At 60.6% G+C, this 16239-nt stretch carries 15 protein-coding genes; 5 read left to right on the top strand and 10 right to left on the bottom strand.

From position 1 onward, the window contains the following. Positions 1–47 precede the first annotated feature (47 nt). The 3 genes from HLG82_RS08995 to HLG82_RS09005 all read left to right on the top strand — a co-directional run bounded on the left by HLG82_RS08995 (position 48) and on the right by HLG82_RS09005 (position 5183). Complete coding sequence (locus HLG82_RS08995) at positions 48–2171, top strand: LTA synthase family protein (protein WP_255313883.1); 2124 nt, start codon at positions 48–50, stop codon at positions 2169–2171. An 86-nt stretch (positions 2172–2257) separates the two neighbouring features. Next, positions 2258–4081, top strand: coding sequence for an LTA synthase family protein (locus HLG82_RS09000; RefSeq protein ID WP_255313884.1), 1824 nt, complete (start codon positions 2258–2260; stop codon positions 4079–4081). Between the two features lie 16 nt (positions 4082–4097). Continuing rightward, positions 4098–5183 (top strand): phage holin family protein, encoded by a 1086-nt coding sequence (locus HLG82_RS09005; protein WP_193326501.1) that lies wholly within the window; start codon positions 4098–4100, stop codon positions 5181–5183. Between the two features lie 67 nt (positions 5184–5250). Here HLG82_RS09005 and HLG82_RS09010 read toward each other — a convergent pair whose 3' ends face one another. The 3 genes from HLG82_RS09010 to HLG82_RS09020 form a co-directional block, all read right to left on the bottom strand. Next, the gene (locus tag HLG82_RS09010; protein ID WP_369408115.1) at positions 5251–6165 is read right to left on the bottom strand and encodes a CDP-alcohol phosphatidyltransferase family protein; all 915 of its coding nucleotides are present in this window, start codon (positions 6163–6165) and stop codon (positions 5251–5253) included. Between the two features lie 16 nt (positions 6166–6181). Beyond that, positions 6182–7141, bottom strand: coding sequence for a ferrochelatase (gene hemH, locus HLG82_RS09015; RefSeq protein ID WP_193326502.1), 960 nt, complete (start codon positions 7139–7141; stop codon positions 6182–6184). Between the two features lie 160 nt (positions 7142–7301). Next, positions 7302–8279: an aldo/keto reductase gene (locus tag HLG82_RS09020; RefSeq protein ID WP_255313885.1), complete on the bottom strand. Its 978-nt coding sequence runs from the start codon at positions 8277–8279 to the stop codon at positions 7302–7304. A gap of 212 nt (positions 8280–8491) precedes the next feature. Between HLG82_RS09020 and HLG82_RS09025 the strand changes: the two genes are divergently transcribed. After that, positions 8492–8923: a hypothetical protein gene (locus HLG82_RS09025; protein ID WP_193326503.1), complete on the top strand. Its 432-nt coding sequence runs from the start codon at positions 8492–8494 to the stop codon at positions 8921–8923. A gap of 460 nt (positions 8924–9383) precedes the next feature. Here the strand turns inward: HLG82_RS09025 and HLG82_RS09030 are convergent, their stop codons facing one another. Next, positions 9384–10460 carry an LLM class flavin-dependent oxidoreductase gene (locus HLG82_RS09030; RefSeq protein ID WP_193326504.1) on the bottom strand — a complete coding sequence of 359 codons (1077 nt, stop codon included), beginning with the start codon at positions 10458–10460 and terminating at the stop codon, positions 9384–9386. Between the two features lie 226 nt (positions 10461–10686). Between HLG82_RS09030 and HLG82_RS09035 the strand changes: the two genes are divergently transcribed. Next, on the top strand, positions 10687–11328 hold the full coding sequence (locus HLG82_RS09035) for a DUF4126 domain-containing protein (RefSeq protein ID WP_193326505.1): 642 nt from the start codon (positions 10687–10689) through the stop codon (positions 11326–11328). A gap of 34 nt (positions 11329–11362) precedes the next feature. Here the strand turns inward: HLG82_RS09035 and HLG82_RS09040 are convergent, their stop codons facing one another. From HLG82_RS09040 to HLG82_RS09065, 6 genes are all read right to left on the bottom strand, one after another. Continuing rightward, a complete protein-coding gene (locus HLG82_RS09040) occupies positions 11363–12187 on the bottom strand; it encodes a type I 3-dehydroquinate dehydratase (protein ID WP_193326506.1) in 825 nt (274 codons plus the stop codon). Further along, positions 12184–12906: a hypothetical protein gene (locus tag HLG82_RS09045; protein ID WP_193326507.1), complete on the bottom strand. Its 723-nt coding sequence runs from the start codon at positions 12904–12906 to the stop codon at positions 12184–12186. Before HLG82_RS09045 ends, HLG82_RS09040 begins: the two co-directional genes overlap by 4 nt. Further along, entirely contained in the window at positions 12903–13730 is an 828-nt protein-coding gene (locus tag HLG82_RS09050) for a vWA domain-containing protein (protein WP_193326508.1), read from the bottom strand. Before HLG82_RS09050 ends, HLG82_RS09045 begins: the two co-directional genes overlap by 4 nt. A gap of 194 nt (positions 13731–13924) precedes the next feature. Beyond that, positions 13925–14902 (bottom strand): vWA domain-containing protein, encoded by a 978-nt coding sequence (locus tag HLG82_RS09055; RefSeq protein WP_193326509.1) that lies wholly within the window; start codon positions 14900–14902, stop codon positions 13925–13927. Continuing rightward, complete coding sequence (locus tag HLG82_RS09060) at positions 14896–15354, bottom strand: hypothetical protein (RefSeq protein ID WP_193326510.1); 459 nt, start codon at positions 15352–15354, stop codon at positions 14896–14898. The genes HLG82_RS09055 and HLG82_RS09060 overlap by 7 nt, the downstream gene beginning before the upstream one ends. Continuing rightward, positions 15347–16237 carry a DUF58 domain-containing protein gene (locus tag HLG82_RS09065; protein ID WP_193326511.1) on the bottom strand — a complete coding sequence of 297 codons (891 nt, stop codon included), beginning with the start codon at positions 16235–16237 and terminating at the stop codon, positions 15347–15349. Before HLG82_RS09065 ends, HLG82_RS09060 begins: the two co-directional genes overlap by 8 nt. Positions 16238–16239: the final 2 nt, after the last annotated feature.

Genomic DNA, 16239 nt, shown 5'->3' on the forward strand with positions numbered 1-16239 from the left:
TGTCCTCGTCAGGTACAGCGATATGGATGGTTTGCGCCCCTACCTGGATGTCCACTGTTCCTCCCACCGGTCCCGGGACCGCGGCGACTTCGCCGTTTTCGAGCGCCAACGCCCCGTTGCCATTGACCTCGCCACACATCACGGCGACGTTTGCCGAGGCTGTCACCCGATTTTGGTTCGGAAAGCAGCTGGCCCGACGCCCGCCACAGCCCGGCGCCCCGCTACAACCCGGCCCGCGCCACAACCCGGCGCGCGACACCCTCCCGCCCGCGCACTATGCTTATCTGGTGATCGCTCTTCAGTTATTGGTTGTGTGCGTCCTGGTCGCCGTCGCCGTCGGCATGTTTGGCCTGACGGGGAGGTCGTTCGCGCGTGGTCTGACGGCAGGCGTAATCGCTAACGCTGCCCTCACTCTCCTCGCCACCTTCGCTGTCGGCACGTTCGTGTACGGCACCAGGCCCGCGCCCGCTTTCTTTGTCCTCTACGCGGTTGGCGCGTTGGCGCTTGGTGGCGTGTTCTTGTGGGGCTTGGTGCTCGCTTTCCGCACCCGCTTCATCCACAAGGGCACCGCGTGGCGCGTTCGCCAGCTTGTGCCAATCCTCGCGGGCGCTCTCGTCGGTGCGCTGATTGCCTTGTGTATTTTCGTGCCGCGGACCATCATCGCCTCGGTCGATAACGTCACCGCCGACCAGATCCTGTTCATCCTCAGCCAAGGCAACGGCGAAACTACCCCCGAGCGCGCACTGGAGTTCGCCAATTACATGGTCTCGCCGGTGGTGTGGTTTGCGCTGGTGGGCGCGTGCGTTGGCCTGATCCGTTCTGATCTCTTCTTCCGCAGGCACGACGCCGTCGCGCCGGCCGAGCCTCGCGCCGTGGCTGTCCCGGCCGAGCCTCAGGCTCAACTGGCCCCACCGGCGTCGCGCAGATTCAGGTACGTGCGCGGCGTAGCACTACTGGCCATGCTCGCCACGCTCGCCGGCTCAGTGACCTATGCGTTTCAGGTGCTGCCCTTGACGGACATCCTCAAGCAGCGGTTCGAGACATCGTCATACATTGCGGACAACATCGTTGTGCCAACAGAAAACGCAGTCACGCTCCCAGAAAAGAAACGCAACCTTGTTCACATCTACATGGAGTCGATCGAAAATTCCTTCTATTCTAAAGAACTCGGCGGTTACAACGACTACAACGTCATGCCCGAGCTGGCCGAACTAACCAAAAAAGGTGTCTCCTTCTCACACACCGACAAAATGGGCGGCCCACAGCAGCTTTACGCGACCGGACACTCGGTGGCAGCGATGGTTTCTATGTGGGCTGGGGTGCCGATGTTGGCTGCCGGAGCGCCGAACGGAAAGGAAATGTCCTTCCCCGATTTCCTTTCCATCGGCGACTACCTGCATGGAGCCGGCTACGCTACGGACTTCATGCTCGGCTCGCGGTCGGCGTGGGCAGGAGTGGGTGACTATTACCGCCGACACGGCAACTTCACCGTCCATGACCTGCCATCTTTCAAAAAGGACGGACGAATCCCCCAGGACTACCACGTATGGTGGGGCGTGGAGGATGACAAGCTCTACGAATATGCCAAGGACGTGCTCACTCAACGTGGCACATCCGACAAGCCCTTCTATTTCATCCTTGAAAACGCCGATACACATTGGCCGGATGGCTACCTGTCACCCAATATGAAAGAGGCACCTTTCTCCACACAGTACGAAAACGTCATCCACTATTCTCAGGCCCAGACGGTCAAGCTCGTCGAATGGATGCTGGACCAGCCCTGGGCCAAGGACACCACGATCGTCATCACGGGCGATCACCGGTCGATGGACAAGAAGTTCTTCGAAAACTGGGACAAGAGCTACAACCGCACGGTCGTCAACGTCATCCTCAACCCGGTGCAGGGAACCGACCTGCCGGCATCGATCACCAACAACCGCCAATATGCCCCGTTCGATTTTTACCCCACGATCTTGGCCGCAATCGGCGCCAAGATCGACGGCGAACGGCTCGGCCTGGGCACCAACCTATTCTCCGGAGTGCCTACGCTGGTGGAAAAAGACGGGGCCGCGCGTCTAAATAAGGAATTTGCCAAGCGTTCCCCATTCTATGACACGCACCGAGAAACTATTGCCGAGACGCCCGACGTGAACCAGGACAACAAGTTCTAGCAGGTCGGCGTGGATGCCACCACAAAATTCCTGCATTGTGCACTCACTAGCTACGATTAACCCTTGTGATTGTTACCGTTCAAGCGTTGTCTATATTGGCCCTCGGGTTGATCGCTTTGGCGATCTTTGGCCGCAACGGGTCGGCTTTTGTACGCGGAATGGCCAGTGGCATCGTTATTCATGCGATTGCCTTCTTCGTGCTGACTTACGGCGGGGGCGTCTTCGTCTACGGGGTTGACCATCCGCTTCGCTTCGTGGCGGCATACGCCGGCCTGACGCTGGCCGCCGGGCTCGTGACGCTGGCACTGATGGCGCTCGCCTACCGCTACGTCCTCGCCCCGGCTTCTAGCCATTGGCGCGTGTGGCAGGTCTTCCCGGTCATCCTTGGCGCCGTGACCGGCGGGCTCATCGCCCTGTTCTTCTTCATTCCGAAGAAGATCTCGGATTCCTTGGACGAAGTCACCGCCGACGAGATCCTCTTCGTCCTTTTCCAAGGCCACGGCTCGACCACCCCAGAGCGCGCGCTGGAATTCAGCAATCACATGGTTGCGCCGGTGGTGTGGTTTGCGCTGGTGGGCGCGTGCGCTGGCCTGATCCGTTCCGATCTTTTCTTCCGCAGACACGACGCCGTCGCGCCGGCCGAGCCTCAGGCACAACTGACCCTGCCGGCGTCGCGCAGATTCAGGCACGTGCGCGGCGTCGCACTACTGACCATGCTCGCCACGCTCGCCGGCTCGGTGACCTATGCGTTTCAGGTGCTGCCGCTGAACGATATCCTCAAGCAGCGGTTCGAGACGTCAGCCTACATCGGCGACAACATCACCCTGCCCACCGAAACATCCGTGCAGCTGCCGGAGAAGAAGCGCAACCTCGTCCACATCTACATGGAGTCGATCGAAAACTCCTTCTACTCCAAGGACCTGGGCGGCTACAACGACTACAACGTCATGCCCGAGCTGGCCGAACTCACCACGAAGGGCGTCTCCTTCTCACACACCAACAAAATGGGCGGCCCGCAACAGCTGACCGCTATGGGCCACTCAGTGGCGGCGATGGTGGCGATGAACGCCGGCGTTCCGATGCTGGCGCCGGGCGACGGCAACGGCACGCTCATGTCCTACCCCAACTTCCTCACCACCGGCGACTACCTCCACGCCGCCGGCTACACGACGGACTTCATGCTCGGCTCCGACTCGACATGGGCCGGCTTGGGCGACTACTACCGCCGCCACGGCAACTTCACCGTCCACGACCTTCAGTCGTTTAAGGACGAGGGCCGCATTCCCCAGGATTACCATGTGTGGTGGGGCGTGGAGGACGACAAGCTCTACGAATATGCCAAGGACGTGCTCACGCAACGCGGCACATCCGACAAGCCCTTCTATTTCATCCTTGAAAACGCGGACACGCATTTCCCTGGAGGCCTCGTCTCACCGAACACGGAAATGCTCTTCGAACAGCAATATGAGAACGTTATTCACTACTCCCAGGCCCAGACGGTCAAGCTCGTGGAGTGGATGCTGGACCAGCCCTGGGCCAAGGACACCACGATCGTCGTCACCGGCGATCACCGCTCCATGGACCGCGAATTCTTTGCCAACTGGGACAAGAGCTATAACCGCACGGTCGTCAACGTCATCCTCAACCCGGTACAAGGAACTGACCTGCCGGCGTCGATCACGAAGAACCGCCAGTACGCGACTTTCGACTTCTATCCCACCATCTTGGCCGCAATCGGCGCCAAGATCGACGGCGAACGGCTCGGCCTGGGCACCAACCTATTCTCCGGAGTGCCTACGCTGGTGGAAAAAGACGGCGCCGACCTCCTGAATGAGGAATTTGTTAAGCGCTCACTGTTCTACGATAGCCACCGGGAGACAGTCGCCGAAAAACCTGGCAATGACGAATAGAGGATCGAGGTTCGATATGCCTACAGCGCTGACCGGCGCCGAAGACACCCCCGAGCTGTTGACACGCCACTCCGTGCTCAGCTATCCCCTCCTGCGCGAAGCGCCAGTAAATCCGGTGCAGGTCAAGCGCGTGTCCGGGATCGACCGACTGGGAAACCTCTCCGCCCGTTCCGTCTCCATTAGCTTGGCGGCGTTCCGCATTAGCTCCTTCCTGACGACGCCGGAGGGCCAGGACCCTACGCTGTCCCCACTGGATCGCCTATCCGGTCCCCTGACGGAGACCCTGGCCACCGATCTGCGCACCCTCATCACAACTCGTCAGCATTTGACGGTGGGGCTCGTCCCGGTCTCCCACGTCGCCGCACTCCAACAGTTCTTCGGCGTCAATACGGCCATCGGTGCCGGCGTCGAACCCGGCGAGTTGCTGGTGCACGAGCTCAGCGAACACTTCCTGCCCGAGGAGCTCTCGGTCGTTCGCGAGGGGCGCCTACCCTCGCAGGTCGAGGAGCGTTACCTCGGCGAACTAAGCGAGCCCCACGTCATCGTGGGCTTGAGCCCGTCGGCATGGCTGCGCTCGTGGGCCACCGGCACGCCCGAGCAGCGCGACTTCGTGGCGATGGCCTTTACCAGCGCTGACTCGTCGAAGATTAGCTCGCACAATTACCGATCCTTGCGCGAGATGGGAGCGCCCGTCCTGCCGTCCAGCCGCGCATACCGCTCGCTTTTTAGCCCGAAGTTCTGGGCCTACGTCGTCGTCTTCGTCTATTCGAGCCTGCGCGCACTACCCGTCACGTTCGTCCACAGTTTCCACGGGAGTGTGGCGTTCTTGTGGGCGATGGACATCGTGACCGCGATCCCGTACACATGGGGGCTGGTGGCTTTCATTACCGCCCATCGCACCTGGGTGAGGTTCACCGGACTCGTCGTCACGATTGTGACCTTCATAGCCCCCTATTTCTATTTCTGGACGCATGGCCAGGGCTACTCATGGAAGGTGAACGCGGTGGTGTTGCTGATGATTGCCGGCGCGGTCGTCTACGAGGGCATCAACTACCTGCGTGACCACGCGGTGGCCGATGGCCTACGCCAGTCGCAGATGTAGCGCCGGCCGCAGTGTGCCAGTCGTGCGCCAGCCGCAACTGAAAGGGCCCGGATCACCGGGCCCTTTCTTACATCGTGCGTTTGCGGCGCAACCGCCGCCTGGGCCGATCCGGCCCGGTGAGCGTACGCACGAGGCCGGTCATCAGGAACCAGCCGCCAGAAACGACGAAGACGATGAGGAGCCACAGGGGCTGCTGGGGGAAGATCGCCACCAGCGCCCCCGTGGCCGCGATCCACACGAAGATGGAGGCGAGGTTGATCGCCATGAAGCGCTTCACGCGGAACGGGTGGGTCCAGTAGAAGGGCACGATGGTCAGCGCGATAAAGAGCGCCACCCAGAAGACGTTGGCGTACGGCCCCGTCTGGAGCACATACAAGATGACGGCCACGATGTTCCACGCGGCCGGGAAGCCGTAGAAGTAGTAGTCGACCGACTTCCAGTTTTCGTTCGCATAGCACAGTGTCGACGACGTCAACACAAGCACCGTCAGAATGCCGGCAAGCGGCTTCGGCCCCATATCGAGCTGGGTATACATGAAGATCGCGGGAATGAAGGTCCACGTAATGTAGTCGATGGCGATGTCGAGGATGCCGCCGTCGAACCAGGGCAGAACCTCCTTCACGCGGTACTTGCGGGCGAAGAAACCGTCCACGCCGTCGACGATGAGGGCGATCCCCAGCCACAGCCACATCCACGCGATGTCCTGGTTTATCAGGGCCAGAGTCGCCAGCGCGGCGAAAGCCATTCCCGACATGGTGAAGATGTGGACGAGCCAAGCACGGATCCGATCCGGCAACGGCGCGATCGCAGTCGGTGCGATTGAACGAACACGGCGTTGGGCGCCTGCGGCTTCTGGCGCGATGGCGGTGTTGTGATCAGCCGACGTCATGTATTCTCCCTTAATTGTTTCGCCGAACTCGTCGGCCTTTTGTGCATATTTATTATCGTCGTAACCGGCCAAGATCCAAGTTAGGCGCCTCATACTTTAGTTGGAGGATTTAACTGTTTCGGATGAGATCAGCCACGATCCTGGCAAAAACGGGGTGGTCGTTGATCGGCGGCACTCGGTAAAACTGCTCGCCTCCCGCCCGCTCGAACGCCTCGCGGTTGAGCACGTCGAGTTCGTCAAGCGTCTCGATGCAATCGGCTACGAATCCGGGAGTGGCGAGGACGACGGAGCGCACGCCACGGCCAGGCAGCTCCGACATGGTGTCGATGGTGGCGGGTTGGAGCCACGCGCCCGGGCCAAACTTCGATTGGAACGTCGAATAGACCGGGCAATCCACGCCGTGCTCGCGCAACGCCCGCGCGATGGCGTCCGTGGTCGCCTCGCATTCGGCCCGGTAGCCCTGCGGCCTGTGGACCTCCCGGTTCGGCACGCCGTGATAAGACAGCACGACGACGGCGTCCTCAGCCCCCGCCAGTGCCTCCGCGAGCCTCTCCGCGTGCCAGCCGATGAAGTCCGGCTGGGTAGGCCACGCGCCGATCACGCGCAAACGCGGCCGGACGGCGTCGTGAACCCTACTCTCCTCCCATTGACGAATCTGCTTGACGATGGAGCCCGTGGAGGAGGGCGCCCAATGTGGGAACAGGGGAAGGACGCGGATGTCGGTGGTGCCGGCGTCGGCGAAGGCGTCGAGCTGGGCGGCAATCGACGGGCGCGTGTAGGTCATGGCATAGCGGACGTCCCAGCCGGGTAGGGCTTGCGCGAGGAGGTCACGTTGGCGGCGCGTGTAGACGACGAGCGGCGAGCCCTCCTCCGTCCACACCTTCTCGTAGAGCGCCCCGGACTTGGCCGGGCGCACGCGTAACACGATTCCGTGGAGGATTGGCAACCACAGGGCCCGCGGGAAGTCGACGACATCAGGGTCGGACAGGAAGTCGCGCAGGAAGGTTCGCACGTGCTCGGGCGCAGGCGACTCCGGCGAGCCAAGGTTGACGATGAGAAGTCCGGGCATGGCAACTAACCTATCCCATGGCACGCGGCGCCATGCAACCGACGCCACGGCGGGAGAAAGCGCGGCGCCGGCCGGGGTACGACGTACACGGGCGGTCTGCCAGGCGCGGGCGTTCCGGCGCTCTGCCCGGCGGGCCGCCCACGCTAGGCGAAAGTACCGGCTAGGCGAAGATGTCGTCGATCGTGGCCTTGAGGTCGGCGTCTTCAAGAGCCTTGAGCGCGCCGAGCGCCCCGAGGTTTTCGTTGAGCTGGTCAACCGAGGAGGCGCCGAGGATCACCGTGGACACGTGCGGGTTGGCGGCCACCCATCCGAGGGCGAGCTGGCCGGTCGTCACGCCCAGGTCGGAGGCGATGGCGGCGAGTTGGGCCACCTTGTCACGGCTCTCTTCGGCGGCCTTGACCAGGTAGTCGTGACCCTTGAGCGTGGCGCGCGAGCCGTCCGGCGTCCCCTCGAGGTACTTGCCCGTCAGGACGCCACCCGCGAGCGGCGACCACGTCGTTAGACCCAAGCCAAGATCCTCGTAGAGACGGGCAAACTCCTTTTCCACCTTCTCACGGTGAAGAAGATTGTACTGCGGCTGTTCCATGACCGGCTTACGCAGGTTGCGCTTATCAGCAATATCCCAGGCCGCGCGGATTTCTTCCGCGTTCCATTCGGAGGTTCCCCAGTAGAGCGCCTTGCCCGACTCCACGATGTCGCTCATCGCATACACCGTCTCCTCGATGGGCGTGTTCGGGTCCGGGCGATGGCAGTATGCGAGGTCGACAAAGTCGAGGCCGAGCCGTTCAAGCGACCCATCAATCGCCTGCATGAGGTACTTGCGGTTCAGTGTGTTCTTCATATTGGGCATGTCGCCGTTGATGCCCCAATAGAACTTGGAGGAAATCACATATTCGTGACGCTTCCACCCCAACTCACGAATCGCTTCCCCCATCATCTGTTCAGACTTGCCACCCGCGTAGACTTCGGCATTGTCGAAGAAGTTCACACCCGCCTCCGCAGCCACCTGCAGCTGCTCCTTCGCAAGGCCCGTGTCCACTTGGCCACCAAAAGTCACCCATGAGCCGAAGCTGAATTGGGACACTTGCAGGCCCGCAGAGCCGAGTCGGTTATATGGCATTGAAAAGTTATGTGTCATGGACCCCATTTTATTTCACGACGCCGCCCGGGACATTTCTTTGCGCGCTGGGTGGAACGCCCGTCGTCGGTGAGCTGGCGTCGGTGAGGTCAGGCACTATGCCACCGAGAGCTTAGAAGAGTCCTTCATGCAGGTAGTAAAGTTGCATGCGCATTCAGGGCGAACTGGTCGCTTCTCGACCCGTAGCCACACACGATCGTTGTTTGGGAACTATGAAGACTAAGTTTTTCGCTGCACTAGCAATCGCTACCCTCGCACTCGCAGGCTGCTCGGATTCGACCGATGCCAAGGGCACCGAGGCCACCAAGACCGCCGACACCAGCCTGCGCGGCGAGTACAAATCCGTTGACGAGCTGAAGGCTGCCGCCACCAAAGCCGGCTACAAGTGCGTATCCTGGACCCCGGGCGACTGGAACCAGGGCACCTGCTCGGAGAAGGACTTCTTCGGCGTCTTCCCGAACAAGGGCTCGCGTTCCGCCTACATGCACAAGGCTGAGGCCGCCGGCGAATCCTTCACCGCACTCGTTGGCGACAACTGGTACATCGCGGGCGAGGAAGCCGACCTGACCGCCCTCGAGGGCAAGCTCAAGGGCAAGATCACCAAGGTCGAGGGCGCCCCGCAGGCAACTAAGACCGCGAAGTAAGCCCGCGGGTTTCGGCGGCCTGGGGTCCGCCAAAACCCGACTAAGCTGATGGCCGCTGTAGTAACCTGCCGCAGGTTACTACAGCGGCCATCAGCTTAATGGTGCGGGAAGGTGACGGGCTGAGCATCCTGCAGCTGGAGGTTGTAGCGACCCACCGACACCTCAGATATCTTGGGCAATGCCGACTCCAATGCTAACCAACCCACCTCTTACCACATCCTTCGCTGTCGCTTTTGGACCGATCTTCGCATATACAAAGATCGGCCCACATCTCTACATCGAAGGAACCCAGCCTTCGAACGGAGGGGCTCAACCGACATGTTCCCAAAGATCACGATGGGCCCGGAAGCGGTTGCTTCCGGGCCGACCATAACTCATGCGAGAAGGACACCGACCAACATACACATACTGCGAATGATTCTCATTAAATTCACAACATTGCCCGGCCCGGCACACAACCTCACAGTTCGCGGTCGAGCGGATAGCCTTCAACGGGGCCCTCGGTATTCGAGATCCACCCGAGGGCCGGGGCCACATGCTCGGCGAAGTTGCTCAAGATCCGCACGTTCGCGTCCACTCCGAGCTGGTTGGGAATCGTGATCATCAAGGTGTCAGCTGCGGCGATGGCGGGATCGGCCTTGAGCTGGTCAATAAGAACGTCAGGCTCGGCGGCGTAAGTCCGGCCGAAGGTTGTCTGCACGCCCGGTTCAATCATGCCGATCTGATCCTCCCCCGAGGCGAGCAGGCCGTACTGACGCCGATCCTCATCGGAGAGGATCGGGAAAATCGAGCGCGACACAGACACGCGCGGCACCCAATCATGTCCGGCGTCTACCCACGCCTGACGATACCTAACGATCTGTTCCGCCTGAAGCTCACCCAGTGTTCGCCCATCGGCTTCCGAGACAAGTGTTGATGACATGAGATTGACCCCATCGCGAGCCGCCTGCTCGGCACTGGCATGGGTACCCGCACCCCACCAGACCCGCTTGTCAAGGTCGGGCGAGTGGGGAAAGATCGGCAACGGAGTACCAGGCTGATACATGCGCGGGTACTGCTGCTCAAGCGGGGCAGCTTCGGCCACTGCGTATCCGCGAATCGCGGCCATGAACAGCTCAAACTTTTTGCGCGCTATGTCGGCACCATTGGGGGCCTCGCCCGTGTATCCAAACGCCTCCCAGCCCTTGTTGGCCGGCTCGGGCGACCCGCGCGAGACGCCGAGCGCCACTCGCCCGTCCGCCAGCAGGTCGAGCGCGCCCGCCTCCTCGGCCAGGTAGTACGGGTTTTCGTAGCGCATGTCGATCACGCCGGTTCCCACCTCAATGCGCTTGGTTGCACCAATCATCGCGGCGAGCATGGGCATGGGCGCCGCACCTTGAGGCGCAAAGTGATGGACGCGAATATAGGCACCATTAACCCCGATCTCGTCGGCAGCCCTCGCGATCTCGAGTTGTGCCTGGAGAGTCTGGCGGGCGTCCATCCCCTGTTGCCCGGGCAGAGCATGGTGACCGAAACTTAAAAGTCCAAAAGCCTTCATAGTTGAATTGTAAACTACTTTGGTTTGCGGGGAAACCCGTCGGTCGCACGGTTCACGAGGTTTGTCACCCCCATTCCCCGCGTGATCATCTCCGCCTCGTCTACGGGGCGAGGCCGGCGGAAGCATCCACACGCCGCGACATCAAGCCAGCCTCGTAGAGCGAGGACCAGAAGCGATTCGACGGCACGGCATGGTGACGGCGTCGCGAGAGTGAAAGAATGCGGCCATGGACCTTCTCTCAGCAACGGGCCTCGCCGGAGCCGCCGGCCTCAACGCCTACATCCCGCTCCTCATTTTCGGCCTGCTCGCGCGCTTCACCGACGCCGTCACGCTCCCCTCGGGCTGGCAGTGGCTGGCAGACCCCGTCCTCCTCACGGTCGTGGCGCTGCTGCTGGCCGTCGAGTTTATTGCCGACAAGATCCCGGTGGTGGACACGGTCAACGACGTCATCCAGACGGCGATCCGCCCGGCCTCAGGCGGCCTCGTCTTTGCCTCGGGCCTCGACGCCTACGGCAGAACCTCCACGGTCTCCTCCGGCTCGGTGTTCTCAGAGCCCAAGACATGGGTCGCGATCGGGGCCGGCGTGATCATCGCGTTCATCATGCACGCACTCAAGGCGACCGCCCGCCCCGCGGTCAACGCCGGAACGCTCGGCACGGGGGCGGCCGTGATGTCGACGGCGGAGGACACCACATCGGTGGGCCTATCTCTTGCCGCAATCTTTGTGCCGATCCTGGCGGGACTCGCGATCGTCGTCGTGATCGGGGGCTTCGCACTGCTCGCCTACAAGGCCATTACCTGGAACAACGCCCGCAAGCGCGGCAAGGGATCGGGCCTGCCCTACGAGCCAGCGGATCCGCACTCCTAGGCGTCCGGCGGCTTCCGATCTCGCCCCGAGCGGCCTAGTCGTCCGCGGAAGCCTCGCTCGCGGCCGCCGCCTCTTCTTCAGCTAGTCTAGCCTTGGCTCGCGCATCTCCCAACGCCTCAAATAGGTGCCCGATCGTAGGCTGCCCAGGAGCGGTGGAACCATTAGCTGTGGCAAAGGTAGCCACCGACCCATACTTCCAGCCCTCGAGTCGAGACCGAATACCCGCGTTCCCCATGGCGATAGTCACGATCGCTCGCCCACTTGCGTCAGCGATCATCTTCGTCATCTGCAGAAGGCGCATCGTGTCTTCCTCGCTACGCGCCATCACAGCCAGCTTAGGAACAGCGTTCCCCACCGCCAACATGTCCTCGATCATGACGTAGAGGACCTCATTATCGGGAGTCTCTACCCAGTCATGATGGGAGATGACGGGGGTGTAGCCCAGCTGCACAGCGCGGGCAACCAGATCCGGGGTCGCATCCAATTGGAATTCGACGTCGATGCCGACGCGTTCTGCCGAAAAACCCTCCTGCATCAGGATATCGAGTAGCGTGGCGAGCAAAACACGGTATCGAAATGGTGTCATTTCGACTTCGCCGCCCTGCTCCCGGGTACGTACCGTAATAAGGACGGGTACGGAAAGTTGAGTGAAAAGCTCACGCAGGAGCTCACGCCCTGTCGAATCGATATCCATCCCTGGATGGGCGGCGAGCAGGTAATCGAGGCGGAATTCGACGACGTCGGCGCCGGCCTGCTCGCATTCTATCGCTTGGGCGAGGATAACCTGCGGGGTCGTGCCCGTCACGGGAACGATAACGGCCGGGCGTTTACCTTGTTGATTTCCTAGGTCAAAAATCACCAGTTTTCTCCGTTCGTACTGCCAAAGTCCTTTTCGAGCTCTTGCAGGACACGGCGCTGTTGCTCCACTTCCTTAGCCCGTTTTCTCAACTCCTCATCTTTAAGTTCGTCGCCAGGTTCTTTGCCCGTGTCCTGTTGCTTTTCTCCTTGGGGGGTTTCTTTGGCCTTCTCCTGAGACCGTGCTTTGCTCCCTTCCTTTTCAGCTTTCTCCGTGGCCTGTTCGAACAATTCTTTGGCTTTCTCGCCCTGGTCGGCGCAGGTTTGCACCGTCGTCGCCGCCTGGTCGTAGGCCCGTTGGGCGTCCTTAGCACGTCCGGCTTGGCTGAGCCGTTCTCCATCCAGTGCGTGGGCAATTGAAAGGTTGATGCGGACTTTGCATTCGTCAGTGTAGTCCTCGTCATGGACGACGCCGTGGGGCAGGTCGGCGTCGGTATCTTTTACAACGAGGTCGAGTGCAGCAGAGAGCTTATTGATGGCGGAATTGAGCGCACCAGCACGCACTTCTGCGGTGCCCGCACCGAGGTAGGCGGACCATCGGCCAAAGCCGTCTGGCATGGTGTGGCGAGCGACATCGTAGGCTTGTGCAGAAGCGGCAAAAGATTGCTCAGCATAGCGAGAGTGACCTGTCATCAAGCTGTAAATGACGCTGCCAGATACGATAGCACCAACCATTGCCAGCGCTGTCAGCACCGCGCATATGGCAAGGACAACCCTCTTCATGGTCTCCGCCTTTCTCCAGACGGGCCGGCGGGTTTGGCTCGCATTGATCCCACCATACGCAGTCGGGGCATGAGATCAAACAGTTCCCACCCCATGAGAAGCACTAAGACAACGGCGAAAGGCCAGATGATTGGGCTGTAAAGCGAATCTTCCTTATCGGAGCTAACGCTCATGCCCTTTTGAATCTGTTTGACGATCTCGCTGATGCCCGCTGGCCCCGACCGATGAACGTAGGGCAGTCCAATTTGGTCGGCGATAGCCTGTAGTGATTTCGGATCGGCCTTCGATATGGCTATTTGCCCATTTGGAGCCTTAATGTATTCCGAGCTGGAGACGTAGGCTTCGCGGCGCAGCATCGGCCCACCCGACTCAGTCCCGTAGCCGAGTACGACACCGCCGCTCACCAGCTCCTTCCATTGCGAAAAATCAGGCTCTTCGCCGCGCTTTGATGCCGACGCGTCAGTGCTCTCACCGTCAGTCATCAAAATAACGACGGGTTCGAATTTGTTGGCTTGACGGGCACGCAACTGTTGCAGAATACGGCTAACTTCCGCCACCGGGCGGTTGACCGAGGATCCTGCCGAAAAATCGGTCAGTTCCCTGTCGTAAACGTCGATCCATGCGCGAACCGCGGATTTGTCGGTCGTCAGCGGAAGCTGCTGGCTGGCACTGGAGCTATACTCCACCACCGAATAATGAGCATTGGGTAAGGCATCGAGGATCGCGAGCGCGTCAGCCTTCACCCCCTCCAGCCTTTGCCGGTTTCCGTCATAATCCTGGGCCGCCATCGATCCCGTAGCGTCTACCACGAAATAGACCGCCACATTCGATTCTAGGACACGCGTTTGGACCGCTACGGCAGGGGCAAGACCCATCAGGAGTACCATCGCAAGCATGATTGCGCGGCGTAGCCAAGCAACCCATTGCCCACGGTTTGCCCGCAAGCCCATGACGATGCCAACAAGCCCCAGCCCTGCGACGGCGGCTAGGGCGGCGGGCGGGAGAATGAATTGGAAACTCACAGCTTGAACCTCCACGCGAGGCCGATAAGCAGGAGGAGAGCGACAGCCATATAGGCAGGCCAGTGTCCTGGTTCGTCGACGATGACCGAATCGCCTGGCGTCACGAGATCCGCGGCATCTTGGGCCTGGATCGCGGAGACGATCTTTGATGCAGAATCAACGTCTTTGAAGGAGTAATAGTGCATGCCGTGGTTTGTGAGCAGCGAACGCATCTCGTCGTTCGTCTCCGGTGAGGCTGTACCTGGCACGTATATCCCATGGATTGTAACCTCAGCACGCACCGCGCGTTTAATAGCCTCGCTCAGCGTGAAGACCGGGCTACCGGCCAGCTGGTTGTCCGTGGCAAAAATGACTGATCTAGCCCTGTGCTGATCAGCCAAGTCAAAAGAATTTAAGCAAGACACCAAACCGTCACCGATAAGAGAGGAACCATAGGCCAGCCCGGCACCGGTTCCGGCCAAGAGTCGAGTCAACCCTGCGATGTCTTTCGCCGTCATTGCGGCCACGGCGTCGTCGAGCTGTTCTTTGATAAGCCCATAATCATTAGTCAACGGAAAAACAATGCGCGACCCGGAATTAAACACGGACATTCCCACACGCTCGCCTTCAAAATTTTCTACAAGTTTGGCAAAATGGCGCAGAACCTCGGCGTCGTAGTCAATGACCGAGCCGGAAACATCCAGGCAAAGCATAATGTCACGCGTAGAAAGTTTGCTCTCGACGTTGTGTGAGCCAGCCGGTCTCGCCGCCACATACGCACTCGCCGCGCCGCCAAACACACCCAAGGCGATGACAGCGGCCATCACGACACGCAAAATGGCCAGTCGTTTGCGAACGCGCGGATGCCGAAGAGCTTCACGCGTATGGGCCACTTTGACACCCGCGCCGCCCGAAACGCGATACCTGAACCAGCCCGCGACGCCCGCAAACGCGAGCACAATCCCCAAGACGATTCCGAGAACAGGATTTACCATGCCAGCACCACCTTCACGGCTCGCTCGCGGGCCGCCAAGATATCGGCCCGAGCCTGCGGGGCAAAGGACGGAACTTCCCACGAAGCAATCAACTCAGCAACCTCGCGGAACTCCTCTACCTGGGCGAGCCGTCCCACCTGCCACGACGAAACATCAGTTTGTGATCTCTCCCCCAAGATGGCGCGTAATTCCGTCGCCAGTTCGAGGTGTAATGCACGCGCCTGGTCGCCGGGTCCCACTCCGGCTGCCACGTGTCGAGCGACGATATCATCAATGCGGGCCACCCACCGTTCCTGGTCTGTCACCTTCACGGGCGATACCTTCAGCTTCGGCGTATAGTCCTTCAGCCATAAACCAAAAACGACGCCGGTGACCATCACTACTAGACACAACCCAAAAATGAGCCACCATAGCGAAGGTACGGACGAAGGTGCGATGAGTTGGTCAAGCATGGGACCTCCGAAGAAGCTGCACAATTGCCTGAGGCACCTGCGCCACGGACTCCACCGTAGCGTGGCGAATCCCGTTGGAGCGCAGCAGGTCCGACGCGAACTGGTGGGCACGGCGTCGTTCTTCAGCCAGATCATGACGTAACACTGGGTCGTCACGCAAAAAAGCCGGAATGATCGACCCGGTATCCCCGTCCACCATACGCTCAACCCCACTAGCGGCCACTGACATATCCGCCACCCTCAAAACGATCATTTCGTGCCGGGTACGCACACGTCGAACCGTCTTGCCATCAGGCAAATCAGGCCAATACTCATCCGTAATAACCATGAGCAGTGCGCGAGGCTGAGCCATCCGCAAGAGTTCCTCGAGCATGCCCGACACTTGCGAATTACCATCCGAGTCCTCGATGCGTTCCTGTACCGAATCTAAAGCAAAATCAAGATGGGAGTTACCGTGGCGAGCCGGAATACGAGTCAGACCAGCCGAATCACCATAAGCTACCGCAAGTCGATCACCGCGTTGGATCGCAAGATATCCCATGATATCCGCGGCAAACATCGCGATCTCGCTCTTCGTCTCGCCAGAAGGCGCAGCAGCCTGCATCTCATGCCCAGTGTCAACCACCAACTGGGTAAACATGTCCGTCTCGCGCTCGAAACGGCGAATGATCGGATGGCCGGCCCGAGCCGAGGACTTCCAATCAATGTCAGCCACATCCGCCCCATACGTGTAATCGACCAGGTCAACAAAATCGTGCCCATGCCCTGTCAGCAACGAGGCATGGCGCCCTTCAAAGGCTCCCGACGCGGGACGAATCACCGGCAAAGAGACCTTCGCGCGGACAAGCGCGGATCTCGTTGCCGCCGAGCGCTGTTTGTGCATTC

This window comes from Trueperella pecoris (assembly GCF_014926385.1).
GTDB lineage: Bacteria > Actinomycetota > Actinomycetes > Actinomycetales > Actinomycetaceae > Trueperella > Trueperella pecoris.